At 66.1% G+C, this 15,685-nt stretch carries 17 protein-coding genes; 12 read left to right on the forward strand and 5 right to left on the reverse strand.

Annotated features, from left to right (window positions below):
- The first annotated feature begins 120 nt into the window (after nt 1-120).
- From TGR7_RS03290 to TGR7_RS17730, 5 genes are all read left to right on the forward strand, one after another.
- Complete coding sequence (locus TGR7_RS03290) at nt 121-975, forward strand: dienelactone hydrolase family protein (protein WP_012637247.1); 855 nt, start codon at nt 121-123, stop codon at nt 973-975.
- A 65-nt stretch (nt 976-1,040) separates the two neighbouring features.
- Nucleotides 1,041-1,571 (forward strand): Slp family lipoprotein, encoded by a 531-nt coding sequence (locus tag TGR7_RS03295; protein ID WP_049764709.1) that lies wholly within the window; start codon nt 1,041-1,043, stop codon nt 1,569-1,571.
- A 49-nt stretch (nt 1,572-1,620) separates the two neighbouring features.
- Complete coding sequence (locus TGR7_RS03300) at nt 1,621-2,118, forward strand: Slp family lipoprotein (protein ID WP_012637249.1); 498 nt, start codon at nt 1,621-1,623, stop codon at nt 2,116-2,118.
- 141 nt (nt 2,119-2,259) lie between these two features.
- On the forward strand, nt 2,260-2,994 hold the full coding sequence (locus TGR7_RS17875) for a pentapeptide repeat-containing protein (protein ID WP_281054572.1): 735 nt from the start codon (nt 2,260-2,262) through the stop codon (nt 2,992-2,994).
- A complete protein-coding gene (locus TGR7_RS17730; protein ID WP_245523023.1) occupies nt 2,982-3,164 on the forward strand; it encodes a pentapeptide repeat-containing protein in 183 nt (60 codons plus the stop codon). The genes TGR7_RS17875 and TGR7_RS17730 overlap by 13 nt, the downstream gene beginning before the upstream one ends.
- A 35-nt stretch (nt 3,165-3,199) precedes the next feature.
- On the opposite strand, the gene TGR7_RS03310 is transcribed toward TGR7_RS17730, so the two are convergent.
- From TGR7_RS03310 to TGR7_RS03325, 4 genes are all read right to left on the reverse strand, one after another.
- Nucleotides 3,200-4,402, reverse strand: a complete 1,203-nt coding sequence (locus TGR7_RS03310) for a TraB/GumN family protein (protein WP_012637250.1) — start codon at nt 4,400-4,402, stop codon at nt 3,200-3,202.
- A gap of 135 nt (nt 4,403-4,537) precedes the next feature.
- On the reverse strand, nt 4,538-5,593 hold the full coding sequence (locus TGR7_RS03315) for a hypothetical protein (protein WP_012637251.1): 1,056 nt from the start codon (nt 5,591-5,593) through the stop codon (nt 4,538-4,540).
- Nucleotides 5,593-7,056, reverse strand: a complete 1,464-nt coding sequence (locus TGR7_RS03320) for an adenylate/guanylate cyclase domain-containing protein (RefSeq protein ID WP_012637252.1) — start codon at nt 7,054-7,056, stop codon at nt 5,593-5,595. Before TGR7_RS03320 ends, TGR7_RS03315 begins: the two co-directional genes overlap by 1 nt.
- The gene (locus TGR7_RS03325; RefSeq protein ID WP_012637253.1) at nt 7,053-7,877 is read right to left on the reverse strand and encodes an inositol monophosphatase family protein; all 825 of its coding nucleotides are present in this window, start codon (nt 7,875-7,877) and stop codon (nt 7,053-7,055) included. The genes TGR7_RS03320 and TGR7_RS03325 overlap by 4 nt, the downstream gene beginning before the upstream one ends.
- 134 nt (nt 7,878-8,011) lie before the next feature.
- Here TGR7_RS03325 and TGR7_RS03330 point away from each other — a divergent pair, with 134 nt between their 5' ends.
- From TGR7_RS03330 to TGR7_RS03340, 3 genes are all read left to right on the forward strand, one after another.
- Complete coding sequence (locus tag TGR7_RS03330) at nt 8,012-8,332, forward strand: DUF3301 domain-containing protein (protein WP_012637254.1); 321 nt, start codon at nt 8,012-8,014, stop codon at nt 8,330-8,332.
- Nucleotides 8,332-9,012, forward strand: coding sequence for a sulfite exporter TauE/SafE family protein (locus tag TGR7_RS03335; protein WP_012637255.1), 681 nt, complete (start codon nt 8,332-8,334; stop codon nt 9,010-9,012). Before TGR7_RS03330 ends, TGR7_RS03335 begins: the two co-directional genes overlap by 1 nt.
- Nucleotides 9,013-9,077: 65 nt before the next feature.
- On the forward strand, nt 9,078-10,043 hold the full coding sequence (locus tag TGR7_RS03340) for a sigma-54 interaction domain-containing protein (RefSeq protein WP_012637256.1): 966 nt from the start codon (nt 9,078-9,080) through the stop codon (nt 10,041-10,043).
- A gap of 97 nt (nt 10,044-10,140) precedes the next feature.
- On the opposite strand, the gene TGR7_RS03345 is transcribed toward TGR7_RS03340, so the two are convergent.
- Nucleotides 10,141-12,159: a TonB-dependent copper receptor gene (locus tag TGR7_RS03345; protein ID WP_012637257.1), complete on the reverse strand. Its 2,019-nt coding sequence runs from the start codon at nt 12,157-12,159 to the stop codon at nt 10,141-10,143.
- Between the two features lie 228 nt (nt 12,160-12,387).
- On the opposite strand from TGR7_RS03345, the gene TGR7_RS03350 reads away from it, so the two are divergent.
- The 4 genes from TGR7_RS03350 to TGR7_RS03365 all read left to right on the forward strand — a co-directional run bounded on the left by TGR7_RS03350 (nt 12,388) and on the right by TGR7_RS03365 (nt 15,642).
- The gene (locus TGR7_RS03350) at nt 12,388-13,317 is read left to right on the forward strand and encodes a hydrogen peroxide-inducible genes activator (RefSeq protein ID WP_012637258.1); all 930 of its coding nucleotides are present in this window, start codon (nt 12,388-12,390) and stop codon (nt 13,315-13,317) included.
- 273 nt (nt 13,318-13,590) lie between these two features.
- Entirely contained in the window at nt 13,591-14,085 is a 495-nt protein-coding gene (locus tag TGR7_RS03355; protein ID WP_012637259.1) for a rubrerythrin family protein, read from the forward strand.
- A gap of 94 nt (nt 14,086-14,179) precedes the next feature.
- Nucleotides 14,180-14,350: a rubredoxin gene (locus TGR7_RS03360; protein ID WP_012637260.1), complete on the forward strand. Its 171-nt coding sequence runs from the start codon at nt 14,180-14,182 to the stop codon at nt 14,348-14,350.
- 146 nt (nt 14,351-14,496) lie between these two features.
- Nucleotides 14,497-15,642, forward strand: a complete 1,146-nt coding sequence (locus tag TGR7_RS03365; RefSeq protein WP_012637261.1) for an NAD(P)/FAD-dependent oxidoreductase — start codon at nt 14,497-14,499, stop codon at nt 15,640-15,642.
- The last annotated feature ends 43 nt before the right edge of the window (nt 15,643-15,685 follow it).

Consider the following 15,685-nt stretch of genomic DNA (forward strand, 5'->3'; position numbering starts at 1 on the left):
CGAGGAAGTTGTTAGTCTTGGGGGTCAGATACCGATGCGAGATGTTGCCGCGGGGCAGTATCATCGGGACAAGAACAGCAATCATAACAGTGGGCGCGGATTGCCCCGGAGGAGAATGTCATGCGTGGTCTGATTTCCCTGGTTGGGGCCTGTGCCCTGGGTCTTTCGGTCATGTCCGCGGCCCATGCCGAGGACATGCATGACTGGTGGGACAGCGCCTGGTGGGAGCGGGGCGAACTGGCCGTGCCGGAAAACCACAAGGTGGCCGTGACCCGGGGCAATTACGAGACCGGCGAGGTGGACGTGCCGGTGATGATCGCCCGACCCGATGATGGCAACAAGTATCCGGCGGTGCTGTTTGTGCATGGCCGCCGCGGCCTGGATGAACTCATCGAGCCCCACGTGATCCGCCTGGCCGCCCGGGGCTTCGTGGTGGTGGCACCGGATCTCTACACCGGCCGCTTCATCGAGAAATTCCCCATCGAACATGACACCGTGCTGGAAGAAGACCTCAGCCACGCCGTGGATTACCTGCTGGCCCGGGATGACCTGAGCAGCGACAGGGCCTGCATCTACTCTCACACCCGGGGCGGCTACTACGCCCTGAAGGTGGCCGTGACCCACGACCGGCAGAACAACGGGCTGGCCTGCTACGTCTCCTATTACCCGCACATGCAGGACCCCAACGCGCCGGAACCCATGCAGGTCTACCGCTATGCCACCGAGGTGGATCAGCTGACCCTGCCGGTGCTCGTGTTCGTGGGTGAGCATGAGCAGTACCAGCGCAAGCGCGGTATCGAGATGTCCGTTTCCGCCCTGCGCAACCGTGAGCGTGACGCCCACCTGGTGGAGTATCCCGGTGTCGGACGTGGTTTCGAGTTTCGAGGGGGCGAGGTGCGTACCTTTGCCGATGATCTGGCCACCAAGGACGCCATCCAGCGGGCCACCCGGTTCATGAAAGAACACCTGCAGTAAAGGCTCGGGCGCAGGCAGCCCCGGGTTGAGGGGAATCTGTGGTTCCTGCGGTGGTCAAAGACACCATGATGCGCATACTGCGAGTGATGTCCCTGTGTCTGGCCGCCCTGTGGCTGGCGGCCTGCGCCAGCACCCCCGAGCCCATTCGGGCGGCACCGCCGGGCGCGCCCCAGCCCGATGAGGTGCGTGCCGATCCGGCCCGTTTCCAGGGCAGTCAGGTGCGCTGGGGCGGGGTCATCGCCGGGGTGAACAATCTCGCCGACCACACCCTGGTTGAGGTGGTTTCCCGTCCCCTGACCAGTGGCGGGCGTCCCAGGGAGTCCGATGTGACCCAGGGCCGTTTCCTGGCCCGGGTGCCGGGCTTCCTGGACCCCGCCGTCTATGTCGCCGGACGGGAGATCACCGTCAGCGGGCGAGTGGCCGGGCTGGAGTCGCGTCCCGTGGGCGATTACCCCTATCCCTATGTGCGTGTGGATGTGGATGTGCATCAGCTCTGGGCCGTGCGTGAACCGGTGCGCGATCCCTACTATTCGCCCTGGTGGTACGACCCCTGGTATCCCTATCATCCGATCTATGGGCCCTGGCGCCGCTATTGAATCCGAGCGTGCAGGTACGATGTAAAAGCCGAGTCGGCGGAGTGATGTGATGCGTTATTTGCTGGTATTGACCCTGATCCTCCTGCTGTTGGCCGGCTGCGCCACGGGCCCCCGTTACGAGACCACCGGGGTGGCCACGGACCTGGTGCCCTCGGAGGTCTCCGCCAGCACCCAGGATTACCAGGGCAGCCAGGTGATCTGGGGCGGCATGATCGTGGCCACCCGCAATCTGGCCGATTACACGGAACTGGAGGTGCTGGCTTATCCCCTGGAGAACAACCAGCGCCCCGCCGCGAGCCGCACGCCCCAGGGGCGCTTCCTGGTGCGGGCGCCGGGTTACCTGGAGGAGGTCTCCTACGCCCCGGGTCGGCGCGTGACGGTGACCGGCACCCTGGGTGAGAAGGTGCAGGGTCAGGTGGGTGAGGCGCCTTACACCTATCCCCTGGTCCATGCCCGGGACACCCACCTCTGGCCGTTGGAAAGCCGCAGCACAGACAGCGGCAGCAACACCCGTTTCAGCATCGGTGTTGGGGTGATTTTCAGGTAGAGGTTTCAAGTGGCAGGGACACCACCCTCACCCCACAGCCCTCTCTCTGAGGGAGAGGGAGAATAAAACCCCCTCTCCCGCATCGCGGGGGAGGGTTGGGGAGGGGGCCCTTCCCACTAGCCACTATGCTTTAATACGCCCATGACGCAGTCAGGGACTGAACACCAACTCTGGTTCACACGCCGCCAAGGCGCGGTGAGCGGGCCGTATCCCTCCGGACTCATCTCCCGCTACCTGATCCTCGGCCGTCTGCACCCCCAGGACCAGGTCAGCCAGGACCGGGAGGCCTGGTCCAGTATCTCTGCCCATCCGGAACTCATTCCCGCTGAACTGCTGCTGCCCGACGACGCCGAGGGGCGGGAGGCGCGGCTGCGTGCGCGCCTGCGCGAGGACGAGCGCCAGGTCATCAACCGTCGAGACCTGGAGGAGGGTGTCGAGCCCCAGGATCGGCGCCGGGATGAGCGTCGGGCACCGGAGTCCGTCGAATTCATCCAGCATCGTGTTCAGCGGGAACGCCTGAACCAGGCCGAGCCCCTGGGGGCGCCACCCAAACCCGTGCCCTGGATACTGGCGGGTGTCGCGGTGGCCGGGGTGCTGGGCCTGCTCATGTTCCTGGGCGATGGCGCCCGGCAGGCGGATTCGCAGCCCGATTGCCAGGCGGCTCCGGGGCCGGGGATCAACTGGAGCTATTGTCGCAAGACCGGGATGGAACTGAGCGGAGCGGATCTCAGCGGCGCCACCCTGGCCAGTACCGATCTGATGCAGGCCCGTCTCAGTGGCGCGCGGCTCGTGGGCGCGAACCTGGGCTACGCGGATCTGCGCCAGGCCGACCTGCGGGGGGGGACTTCAGCGGCGCCTCCCTGGTGGGCGCCCTGATGCAGGAGGCGCGGCTGGAAGGCGCACGTTTTGACCAGGCGGACCTGAGCTATGCGGACCTGCGCGGCACCTACCTGGGGGGACTGGACCTGGAGGGTGTGCGGCTCAGTCGCACGGTGTGGACGGATGGCCGGGTTTGCGCGGAGGGTTCGGTGGGGGAGTGTCTGTAAGTGGCTAGTGGTTAGTGGCAAGTCAGGGCGGGTCTTCAACCGATCAGGCGGTCGAAGATCCTGAAACCGGCCACGTAGGTGCCGATGGCCGATCCCAGGGTGGTGAACAGGAACACCAGAAGGATTCGTGACACCCGGTTGCTCCACCAGCCACCCAGGTGGGTGGTGTCCTTTTTCAAGCGGGCGAAGTCGCCCACGTTGGGCTTGCGCACCCAGGTCTCTACCGCCGCGGTGACGAAGCCGACACCGATGGTGGGATTCAGGGAGGTCAGTGGCGCGGCCAGGGCGGCGCTCAGAACCGTTAGCGGATGGGCCGCGGCGATCAGTGCCCCCGCGGCAGCCAGTCCGCCGTTGATCAGCACCCAGTCCAGCACCAGCTGCCAGCCCAGTTCCGGATTGCGGTAAAAGCCGATGGCAAAACCGGTGAGGATCAGGGCCACCACCACCCAGGGCAGCACCTTGGGCCAGCGTGCCGCCGGGGGTTCCCGGTCCAGGGCCTCGATGACCGCCTGGGGGCTGTCGGTGCATGGGGCTTGCAGGTCGGCCTGGATGCCCTTCATGTGTCCTGCACCCACCACCGCCAGGATGTGCCTGTAGCCACCTCGGCTGGCCTCCTGGCGCAGCCGTGCCGCCATGTAGCGGTCCCGCTCGGCGATCAGCGGTTCGTACAGGGACTGGGATTCCTGGGCAAACTGGGTGAAGGTGGATTCCAGGATATCGCCTTCCTTGAGCCGTTCGATCTCCTCCTCGCTGACCTTCTCCTTGCTCATGACCCCTGCCAGCAGGCCGCCGAACAGGCTGAAACGTTGCCACCAGGGCACATTGCGGTAGCAGCGCTTGAGCGTTGTACCCACCTCCCGGTCGATGAGCAGCACCGGCAGGTGATCCGCCTGGGCCTCGTGGATGGCCACGCGCATCTCGGCCCCCGGTTCGATGCCGAACTGCTCAGCCAGGCGCTGCTGGTAGGCGCCCAGGGCCAGGCTGGCGGTGACCATGGGTACCTTGCCCTGACGCAGCACCTGGAACAGATCCATGCGTGCCAGATCATCCGGGCGCACCAGTGCGTTGTGTCGGCTGGGGCACAGTTCCACGGCCACTGCATCGAAGTCTCTGCTGCGAATCAGTTCCTGCACCGCATCGGCTGAGGCACGGGATACATGGGCCGTGCCCAGCACGGTGATGCGGGTGTCGCCCACCTGGGTGGTGAAGCGGGGTTCTTGGGTGGGGGTCTCGGACATGGTGGGGGACTTATCTGTGACGGTGGCGGCACACCTTAGCAGGTCGGCCGCGGGAGACGAAGTTGCAAGTGTGAATCGGGCTCGGCGAGGTGGTCTCCACAAGGTCATCCCGCAGCTGCATTATCCAGCGCCGCCTCACTGCAGGGTTTCCATGCGCCTGAGTACCCGTTCTGCCCGCTCCACATGGGCCTCCAGTTCCCGGTGTTCGGGGGCGAGGGCCTTGAGGGGACGCCAGATCTCCAGGGCCTCGTGGATCTGGCCGACGGCGTAGAGGCGGCGGCCTTCCTCCAGCCCTGCGCTCACCCGGGTATCGATGGCCTGGTTGAGCATCTGACGCTGGGGCCGAAGGCCTTCATCGCCTGGCTGGCGGGCCTCCAGGGCCTCCAGCTGCTGACGGGCCAGCAGCAGATCGTCTTGCTGAAAGGCGGTCTGAAAGCGGGACATGAGGATCTCGTTCTGATCGGGTTCGTTGCTGCCCGTGTCGTCCGTCCGTGGCCGGGTTCGCAGGGCCGCCAGGCGGGACTGGCGCGCCTGCTGCGCGGCCTCCAGACGCTCGGCGCTCACCTGGGCGGGGGCCAGGGCGTGGGCCAGGGTAAGGGCCTCTACCGCCAGCAGGGGGTCGTCCCGACCAAGGGCGGTTTCTCCCAGGTTCATGAGTCTGTCTGCCAGTTCCCGGGCCTCCTGTTCCGTGCGCCGTTGCTGCTGGCGGCTACGCAGACTGTCGGGCGAGGCCCGGTGGATCGCGTCAATGAGCGGGCGTTCACTCACCAGGCCGTGGGCCCGGGCCAGCAGCAGGCGTGTACCCAGGTCGCCCAGGTGGCTCTCTCGCTGGCTCTCGTAGGCATCCCGGGCGGCGGTCAGGGCCTGGCTGTCGGGCAGGATGGACAGGCCGTGCTGGTAGCTTTGACGGGCAGCGGCCCAGTTGTCCTGGCGCAGGTGTTCAGCGGCCTCGATCAGGATGTCCTGTTCGAAGCGAGCCGCCTGGGCAGCGATTTCTTTACGCTGGCGGCGCAGACCCGCGTCATCTGGCTTGATGGCCAGTTGACGGTCCAGCAGCGCCAGGGCGCGTCCGTATTCCCCCGCCTCGGTGTGGGCCTCGATACGGGTCTCGGGGGCCATGCCGAGTGGTTCCAGCAGGGCGCAGCCTGCCGTCAACAGGACGGTGAGGGTGATGATGGGAACTGCGCGCATCAGTTCTGGGGTTCCGGCTCGAGGATGGCGTCGATACGGGCATCCAGGTCTGCCTTGGCATGGATGGCCTCGATGCGATAGGTGGTCACGGGGGTTTCCCGGCCACGTACCCGGATCTCGTGGCTGCGCCGGGATTCCACGTAGCGGGCCACACCGGGGTCGCGCAGCATCTCCTGGCTGACCACGATCTCGCCGGGTTCGGCGGTGCCCATGAGCCGCGATGCCAGATTCACCGTGTCGCCTACCACCGTGTACTGCATGCGATCGCTCGCCCCCAGGTTGCCGGCCAGCATCTCGCCGCTGTTGAGCCCCATGCGAAATTCCACCCTGGGCAGACCGTGGGCCTCCCGGGTGTTGTTCAGACGTGTCACCAGGCGTTGCAGCATGACGGCGCAGTTCAGCGCGTGCAGCCGGTGACGGGGGTCGGCTTCGGTGACGCCGAAGATCACCATGGCGCAGTCGCCGATGAACTTGTCGATGGTGCCGTGGCAGTCGCTGGCGATGCGCGCGATATAGCCGAAATATTCGTTGAGCAGATCCGCCACCTGCTGGGGCGGCAGGCGTTCTGATAGGGTGGTGAAGCCGGCAATGTCCGCGAACAGGACGGTGCCTTCCACGTGGCGTCCGCCCAGCTGGATCTGCTCCAGGTTGGACAGGATCTGACGTGCCACGCCGGGGGAGACGTAGCGGGAAAGCGCCGCTTCCACCTGGGATTTTTCCAGCAGTCCCCGGGCCAGGTGGTTGAAGGATTCCATCAGGTGGCCGATCTCGTCGTTGCGCCGTTCCGTGAAGCGAAAGCCGTAGTTGCCCGCACCGATGGCGCGGCTGGCGTCCATGAGATCGTCGATGGGCCGGGACAGGCGTTTGCCCAGGATGCCAGCGGCCAGGCTGGCCAGCAGGGCCATGATGAGGGTGGCGCCGGTGACCAGGGCCACGGCGCGCCGGGTGGTGGCCTCCAGCGGGGCCAGGCTGTGGGTGACCACCGCCTGGCCCAGCTCCAGTTCCTGGAAGCGCAACGGGGCACGGTGGGAGGCCACCGGCTCACCGGATTCGGCCAGCAGCCAGCGCCGACCTTGCCCCCAGGGTTCGGAGACCTGACCCTGCGCGGGCTGGGCACCGGCCTGGGCGATGGCCGCGCCGTTTGCGTCCAGGATCGTGGCGCCGCTGATGCCATCACTTTGCGCCAGATTGTTGACCAGGGCGGCCAGGGCCAGCTGGTCTTCGGCCAGTACCAGCTCCACGGAGGTGCCGGCCAGTTGCCGCGCCAGGGTCTCGCCGAAACCCTCGGCCTGGGCGCGCAGGGTCTGGGTGTGCTGGGCCAGCAGGATGGCACCCAGGATGCCCATGACCAGGACTGCCAGGGCGGCGATTGTCAGGGCCAGCTTCCAGGCCACGGGCACATGGGCGGGAAGCCAGCGATCCAAGCCGATGCGTGCCTGCAGTGTGCCGGGTCGCGGTGTCATGGGCCCTCGCCGTGTGGGCCGGCGAGCCAATGCTGCCAGGTCTCGAACAGCGCCGGGTCCAGGGCGGCCATGGCGGAATGGGGCCCCGTGCCGCTACAGCAGGGGGGGTGGCCATCCAGGGTCAGGGCCCGGCCACCGGCCTCGGTGAGCAGCAGAATGCCCGCCGCCAGGTCCCAGAGTTTTTGTCCGCCGTGCAGGTAGACGTGCCCCCGCCCGGCCGCCAGCCAGGCCCATTCCAGGGCGCAGCTGCCCAGGTTGCGCTGGGAGCCGTAAGGGGGCGTCTCCGCAAGGCGTCGGGCCAGGGGGGTCGGCAGGCGCTTGAGGTCCACCAGGGCCACGCCACGGGACAGGGGGGTGTCGAAGGACTTCGTGGTCAGCCGTTGCCCGTTGAGCCAGGCCCCCTTGCCTTCGCTGGCGCTGAAACATTCATCCCGTACCGGGTCATAGGTGACCGCCAGCCGAGGCCTGCCCTCGATGAGCAGGGCGATGGAGACGGCGTACAGCGGGATACCCGCAGCGAAGTTACTGGTCCCGTCCAGGGGGTCCAGGCACCACAGGGGGCGGGAGGTGTCCGCCAGCAGGGCATGCTGCTGCTGTGCCGTCATCTCTTCGCTCAGGAAGGCCAGCTGCGGCCAGGCGTCCGCCAGGGCCGAGCGCAGGCGCCGGTCCACGGCCAGGTCCGCCTCGGTGAGCAGGGAGCCGTCGGCCTTGACCTCGTGGCCAATGCGGTTGAAGCGCGGCAACAGCTCCTCGCGCGCGGCATCGCGTACCAGGGACGCGAGGGTGTTCAGGTCGGGCAGGGGAGAATCGGTATAGGACATGATGGGGATTTTAACCCGGATCAGGGAAGGCGAAGTACGAAGTGAGAATTGGGAAGTGCGAAAAGCCATGACCGGCCATCTTTTCACTTCGCCCTTCCCAATTCACCCTGTCCACTTCGGCTACACTGCCCGTCATGACGCCGATCCTCCTCATCCTGCTGGCGGGCCTGATCCTGTGGTACATCAACGACAGCCTGAAATGCAGGGAGACGGTGCTGCGGGCGGCGCGCCGGGCCTGCGAACAGATGCAGGTGCAGCTGCTGGATCAGTCCGTGGCGCGCACCCGGCTGGGGTTTTCCCGGACTGGATCGGGCAGTCTGGCGCTGCGGCGGGAATACCACTTCGACTTCAGCCTTGATGGCGGGGACCGGCACGCCGGTCATGTGGTGTGCCTGGGGCAGCGGGTGGTGGGCTTGAGTCTGGATCATCCCCAGGGGCGGGTGGTGCTCGGGTAATGGACCTTCAGTGGACAGTGGCCTTCCTGATTGGGCTGTTCAGCGTCACCCACTGCCTGGGTATGTGCGGCGGCATCGCCGGGGCCCTGGGCATGAGCCTGTCTCCGGCGGCGCGGTCGACCCGGGCTCGCGTGGCCCTGTTCAATACCACCTTCGGTCTCGGCCGCGTGAGCAGCTACATACTGGCCGGCGCCCTGGTGGGGACCGGCGGCGCGTTTCTTAGCGCCCGCCTCGGTCCCGATGTCTGGATGTTTGCACGGCTGGCGGGGACGGTATTCCTGATGGCCCTGGGGTTGTACATCGCCGGTCTGCTGCCGCAGCTCAGCCGCATCGAGCACCTGGGCCGGCCCCTGTGGCGACGTCTGGAGCCCGTGGGACGCCGCATGCTGCCGGTGCGCAGCCTCTGGCAGGCCTTCGGCTTCGGTATGATCTGGGGCTGGCTGCCCTGCGGCCTGGTCTACTACGCGCTGATCTACAGCGTGAGTGCCGAGAGCGCCCTGGCGGGTGCCCTGTTCATGGGCTTCTTCGGTCTGGGCACCCTGCCGGCCCTGGTGACCGCCGGTGTCATGGCCGGGCAGCTGGCCCGGTTCACCCGGCGGCCCGGGGTGCGGCGAACAGCCGGGCTGTTGATCGTGGTCATGGCGCCATTGCCTCTGCTGATGCATTACTGGCAGGCTTGAGCGGGTGCGTGTCTGGCCGACAACGAATGAAACCACTCGACCTTTAAATCGAACCTGAGCTAACCATGCAGCCCACTAGCTTTGATCCCCAGGACATGATCGGCGCATCTCCCGAATTCCTCTCGGTGCTGCGCGCTGCGCGGGTGGTCGCAGCCACCGACGCCACTGCCCTGGTGCTGGGGGAGACCGGCACCGGCAAGGAACTGCTGGCACGATTGATCCACCACGAGAGCCGACGTGCCCATGGGTCCTGGGTGGCGGTCAATTGCGCCGCCTTGCCCCAGGATCTCATCGAGGCGGAGCTGTTCGGTTACCGGCGCGGTGCCTTCACCGGGGCCGTGGCAGACCGGCCCGGTTACATCCGCCAGGCACAGGGTGGCACCCTGTTTCTGGACGAGGTGGCCGAGCTGCCCCTGGGTGCCCAGGCCAAGCTGTTGCGCTTCCTGGAACACGGAGAGTGTCAGGCCCTGGGCGGTGATCGCCCGGAGCCGGTGGACGTGCGCGTGCTCGCGGCCACCCACCGGGATCTGCGCCACTGGGTGGATGCGGGCCGGTTCCGGGAAGACCTCTACTATCGGCTGCACGTAATTCCCCTGGAGTTGCCGCCCCTACGCGAGCGGCCGGGGGACATTGGCGTGCTGCTGGATGCCCTGACCGAGCAGCTGGCTGCCCGCCACGGGGTCAATCCGCCCCGTTTCTCCGCTCAGGCCCGTCGTCTGCTGACCCGTCACCGCTGGCCCGGCAACGTGCGGGAGTTGCGCAATCTCTGCGAGCGCAGCGTAGTGCTGTTCAGCGGCCAGACCATCGATCCGGAGCACCTGCATCTGGAGGCCCGCGCCGATACAGCCGCAGACCTGCCGGACTGGCAACTGCCCCGGGACGGCGTGCAACTGGACCGGTTGGAGGCGGGTCTCATCCGCCAGGCCCTGGGCCGCACCCAGGGCAACCGCGCCCGGGCCGCCCGCCTGCTGGGCCTGACCCGGGACACGCTGCTCTATCGCATTAAGAAGTACGCCCTGGAGGGGGAGTAAGGCGGATGTGGGAAGGATGAAGGCGTAAGACCACCCTCACCCCGGCCCTCTCCCTGAGGGCGAGGGGGCACATCCTCACACCTCACACCTCGCACCTTCAGAACGTCACGTTGACCCGCGCCCAGAGGGTGCGGCCCGGCTCGTAGATGCGCTCCGAGGGGTCGCCGAACAGGGCGGAATAATTGCGGTTGACGTGTTCTGCATAGTGGCGGTCGAACAGGTTGTCCACGCCCGCGCGCACTTCCACCTGGCGATTCATCCGGTAGGCGCCGTAGAGGTCCAGCACGGCCCAGGCAGGGGTCTCGATGGTGTCCACACCGCCCTGGGTATCAATGTGGGTCTGCTTGTCGGCGAAGCGGGTACGGGCGCCCACGAGCCACTGGGCAGGCTGGTATTCCACGCCCAGGTGACCGTTCAGCGGCGGGATCTGCGGCAGATCGCGGCCGTCGCTGTCGTTGCGACCACGCACGTAGGACAGAGCGCCGCTCAGAATCAGGTCGTCATGTAGACGGTAACCTGCCCCCAGTTCCGCACCCCAGAGCGTCGCCCGGACGTTGCGGAAGCTGAGGGTGGTGCCCAGATTGTCACGAAGGATGAAGTCATCCACCCGGTCATAGAAAAGAGCGGCCTCGTAGCTCAGGCGGGGTCCCTGGCTGACCACGCCCAGGTCCAGCTGATGGTGTTTCTCGGCATCCAGACTCGGATTGCCGATCAGCCGTTCGGTCATGTGCGGACGGTAGAAGTAGAGCTCGGTGGCATCGGGCTGGCGGATGGTGCGGCTCAGGCCGGTGAAGGCGGTGAGCGAGCCGTTGAGCGCATGTTCATAGCGCAGCAGGGCGCTCATCTGGGTGTCCCTGCGGGTCCTGTCGGCCGCCTCTGCCGTGCCTTCGGGTACCCATGGGGCGGTGGCAGTGGCGATGCTCTGTCCTTCCAGGTCGCTGTCGATGCTGGATTCATGGCGATCCACCCGTAGTCCGCCACGCAGCAAACCAAACACGCCGGTCTGCACGTCCGCCTGGGTGAACACCCCCACGTTGTCCTGACGGGCGTCCGGCCAGGTGCGGAACAGCAGGTCTCCGCTCAGGGCGTTCAACAGGACGGCGTCGCGGTCCACCCGTCGAACGTCCACGCCATAGTCCACCTCGGCGCGGTCCAGACGCGAGCTCAGGATCAGCCGGCCACCGGTGGTGCGGGAGGTGGTGGGGGAACGCCGGAGCATCATCGGATCGGCCGGCTCGCGCAGGGAGAAATTGTCCATGACATGGTCCACGTCGCTGCGCCAGAGCTCGGCCTTCACGCCATTGACCGGTCCGTTCAGGGCCTCGGCCCAGCCCTTAAACCGGTAGGCGGTCAGCTCATCCTCGGGGGAGTCCATGCCGGCACCGGCATAACGGGCGTCGGTGACCCGGGAGCGATCCACCGAGGCTTCCACACCGCTGTGACTATCGAAGCGGTAGCCACCAATGAGGGTGATGGCGCGCTTTTTCATGGAGGAGGGGACCTCGTTGTCGTCGCCGTCTTCATAGTTGCCGGCATTGAGCGCCTCGCCCAGCACGCGCACATACCCCTGGCCGTTGCTTATCAGCATGTCCAGGCCGGCCTCGCCGTGCAGGCCGTTGTCGTTGGCGCCGAAGCTCAGGCGACCGCGCACGCCGGGTTCGGCAGCCATCTCGGCGGTGTCCCGTTCAAACAGGATGGTGCCGCCACTGCCCCCTGGACCATGCAGCAGGCTCTGTACGCCCTTCTCCACCACCACACGGTCGTAAAGCACCAGCGAGCCGAAGCTGGTGGGCGGATCCATGCGGTTGGGGCAGGCGGCGAATACGTAACCGCCGTCGATGAGCACGTTGAGTTGGTCCGCCGTCTGCCCGCGGATGATCGGGTCGATGCCATGTTGGCCCATGCGCGAGCCGGAGATGCCCGGGATCAGCCGCAGCGCCTCGCCCGCGTCCGCCTTGGGGCTTTGAAATGGGGTGTGCTCGGTGAGCTGATCCGTGGCGGGCATCGCGGCCTCCTTTGTGGCGGTCACCGTGATGGGCGCCAGGATGATGCCCGCGTGGGCACAGGGAATGCTCAAGGCGGCGGCGATGGCCAGGGCCAGGCGATGGTTTGGCATGGTGTCTCCCCAAATGATTGTGGTTATCCCTTCAACCTGTAAGCGATAACCATGCCATGGCACGAAACACCGCGGCAGCGGGGGATACACGGTTCGACTTCAGTGTGGTTGCAGGGCATATGCCGCACAGATGTGTGAAATGCCCCAGTGTTCAGGGGTCTCGCCAGCCCGGCTTTTCTTGTATCTTGTCCCTATGCCCAGTTCCCAATTCACCCTTCCCACTTCCCCATGACCCTCACCGAACTTCGATACATCGTCGCCGTCGCCCGGGAGCGCCACTTCGGTCACGCCGCCGAGGCCTGCCACGTGAGCCAGCCCACCCTCAGCGTGGCGGTGAAGAAGCTGGAGGAGGAGCTGGGTGTGTCCCTGTTCGAGCGCAACCGGGGCGAGATCACTGTGACCCCGGTGGGCGAGCAGGTGGTGGCCCAGGCCCAGCGCACCCTGGAGGCGGCCGACGGTGTCGCCCTGGCCGCCCGTCAGGGACAGGACCAGCTGGGCGGCCCCCTGCGCCTGGGTGCCATCTTCACCATCGCCCCCTACCTGATGCCGCATCTGATCCCGGCCCTGCGGGAGTCGGCGCCGAACATGCCCATGGTGATCGAGGAGAATTTCACCGCCCGGCTGGCGGAGCGGCTCAAGCAGGGGGACCTGGATGTCATCATCATCTCCCTGCCCTTCGATGAGCCCGGCGTGGTCACCCTGCCGCTCTACGACGAGCCCTTCGTGGCCGTACTGCCCGCGGGACATCCCTGGACCGAGCGCGACGAAATCAGGCTCACCGACATGGCCACCGAGAACCTGCTGTTGCTGGGGGCGGGCCACTGTTTCCGGGACCAGGTGCTGGAGCTGTGCCCCAACTGTCATCGCACCGTGACCTCGGACCACAGCATTCAGCGCACCGTGGAAGGCAGTTCGCTGGAGACCATCCGCCACATGGTGGCCTCGGGTATGGGTATGACCATCCTGCCCTGTACCGCAGCCGGTGCGGACCGCTATGCCCATCGCCTTCTCGCCATCCGCCGCTTCAGCATGCCAGTGCCCCGTCGCCAGGTGGCCCTGGCCTGGCGGGTGAGCTTCCCCCGACCCAAGGCCATCGAGGCCGTGCGCCAGGCCATCCTGGACGCCGACCTCAGCTGCGTGGAGCCGATCAGGCCGTAAGGGTCTGTGATGGGTTCGTGAATCACGCAGAGGACGCCGAGACGCGGAGCGCGCAAGAACAGGATTTTTGATAATGATTTCTTTGCGCCCTCCGCGTCTTTGCGTCCTCTGCGTCGAATAACGGATCAGGAAAAATAACCGTAATCATTGATAGCCATCCCCTATCGATTAATTTAAATAATTAAATTATATAAATTGATAGTCTGCCTCTAATATGATCTCCAAGCCGCAAGTCTTGTGGCGCAAACTTTCTAAACCCTGGAGATCATTACCATGCAGCAGTCCGAGAACGGTTCGGTCACCGTCAAGAACCTGGAAGCCGCTTTTGCTGGCGAGTCCATGGCCCACATCAAGTACCTGTATTTCGCCAAGCTGTGCCGCGAGATGGGCGACATCGAGTCCGCCCAGGCCTTCGAGGCCACCGCCGCCCAGGAGGTGCAGCACGCCTTCGGTCATCTGGACCTGCTCTTCCCCAAGGCCCGGATGAGCCCGGCACAGTGCCTGGAGATGGCCATCGAAGGTGAGACCTACGAGTACAGCGAGATGTACCCGCAGTTCCGCCACATGGCCATGCAGGAGAAGAACGAGGCCGCGGTGCGCGAGTTCGACGAGCAGATCGCCGAATCCATCGAGCACGCCGATTACTTCCAGGGTGTCCTGGAGAAGGCCGCCAAGCGCTTCGCCGCCCTGGCCCGGGTGGAAGAGCGTCACGCCAACCACTACAAGGATGCGCTGGCGCGGGTTGAGGTTGGCAGGAAAGTCGCATAAGGGCGCAGAGACAAGTTCCAAGATGCAAGAGACAAGGGGGCGGGGCGTTGCCCCGCCTCAAACCGACAACTGAATCATTTTTTGGAGATTGGTCATGAGAAAGTGGGAATGTGTGGTGTGTGGTTTTATCTATGATGAGGCCATGGGGATGCCGGAGGACGGCATCGCGGCGGGCACCCGCTGGGAAGACATCCCGGAGAACTGGGAGTGTCCCGAGTGCGGCGTGGCGAAGGCCGATTTCGAGATGGTGCTGGTTGCGGCGTGAAGCGGAGGGCGTGAGGCGTGAGGCCTTGAACCCCTACCGCCACCTCCTCACGCCTAACCTCCCTCAAGGAGCCAGAGATATGAAAAGCAAACCGATCATCGAGTGGTGGCGTCTCGTGGGACGCTGCTATGCAGGAGCCTGAGCACATGTCGGGAATCGTCATCATCGGCACGGGACTGGCCGGCTATACCCTGGCCCGGGAGTTGCGCAAGCTGGACAAGGACACGCCGCTGACCCTGGTCACGGCGGACGACGGGGCCTTTTATTCCAAGCCCATGCTGTCCAACGCCTTCGCCTCTAACAAGGACCCCGAGGCCCTGATCAGCCAGGGTGCCGAGGCCATGGCCGGGCAGCTGGATGCGCGCATCCTGACCCGGCGTCGGGTGGCGTCCATGGACACCACCGCACGCCAGGTGCGGCTCGAGGACGGCGAAACCCTGGCCTACGACCGCCTGGTGCTGGCGGTGGGTGCCGAGCCGATTCGACTCTCCTACGAGGGTGACGGCGCCGAGGCAGTGCTCTCGGTGAACAGTCGCGAGGACTATGCGCGCTTTCGCGAGGCCATCGAGGGCGTGGACCGGGTCGCGGTGATCGGCCCTGGCCTGATCGGCTGCGAGTTTGCCAACGATCTGCGCGGCAGTGGCCGCGAGGTGGACGTGATCGGCCCCGACACTGCGCCCCTGGGGCGGCTGGTGCCGGAGGCTGTCGGTCGGGCCTTGCAGAAGGGACTGGAGGCCGTCGGCATCCGCTTTCACCTGGAGACGGTGGTGGAGCGTATCGACCGTGCAGGTTCAGGCCTTCGCCTGACTCTGAGCAACGGCGAGACCGTGGAGGCCGGAACCATTCTGTCGGCGGTGGGACTGCGTCCGGATACCCGTCTGGCCGGGGACGCCGGTCTTGAGGTCAATCGCGGCATCGTGGTGGATCGCACACTGGCCACGTCCGCCGAGGATGTGTATGCCCTGGGTGATTGTGCCGAGGTGTCCGGGCTGGTGTTGCCCTACGTGATGCCCATCATGCACGGGGCCCGGGCCCTGGCGAAGACGCTCGCCGGAGAAGCCACCGAGGTGAGCTACCCGGCCATGCCCGTGGTGGTGAAGACGCCTGCCCACCCGGTGGTGGTGAATCCACCCTCGCCCGGTGCGGACGGCGAGTGGCAGATCGATTCTGTGGGGGAGGGCGTGCGCGCCCTGTTTCGCAACGGCGATCAGCTCGGTGGATTCGTGCTCACCGGGGCCGAGGCGGTGAAGGAAAAGCAGGCACTGGCCAGGCATGTACCGGCCGTCCTCTAAGAGGACGGCAGAGACAGGGGGCATGATCCAAGAAACAATGAAG

The sequence above is a fragment of the Thioalkalivibrio sulfidiphilus HL-EbGr7 genome (assembly GCF_000021985.1).
Taxonomy (GTDB): domain Bacteria; phylum Pseudomonadota; class Gammaproteobacteria; order Ectothiorhodospirales; family Ectothiorhodospiraceae; genus Thioalkalivibrio_A; species Thioalkalivibrio_A sulfidiphilus.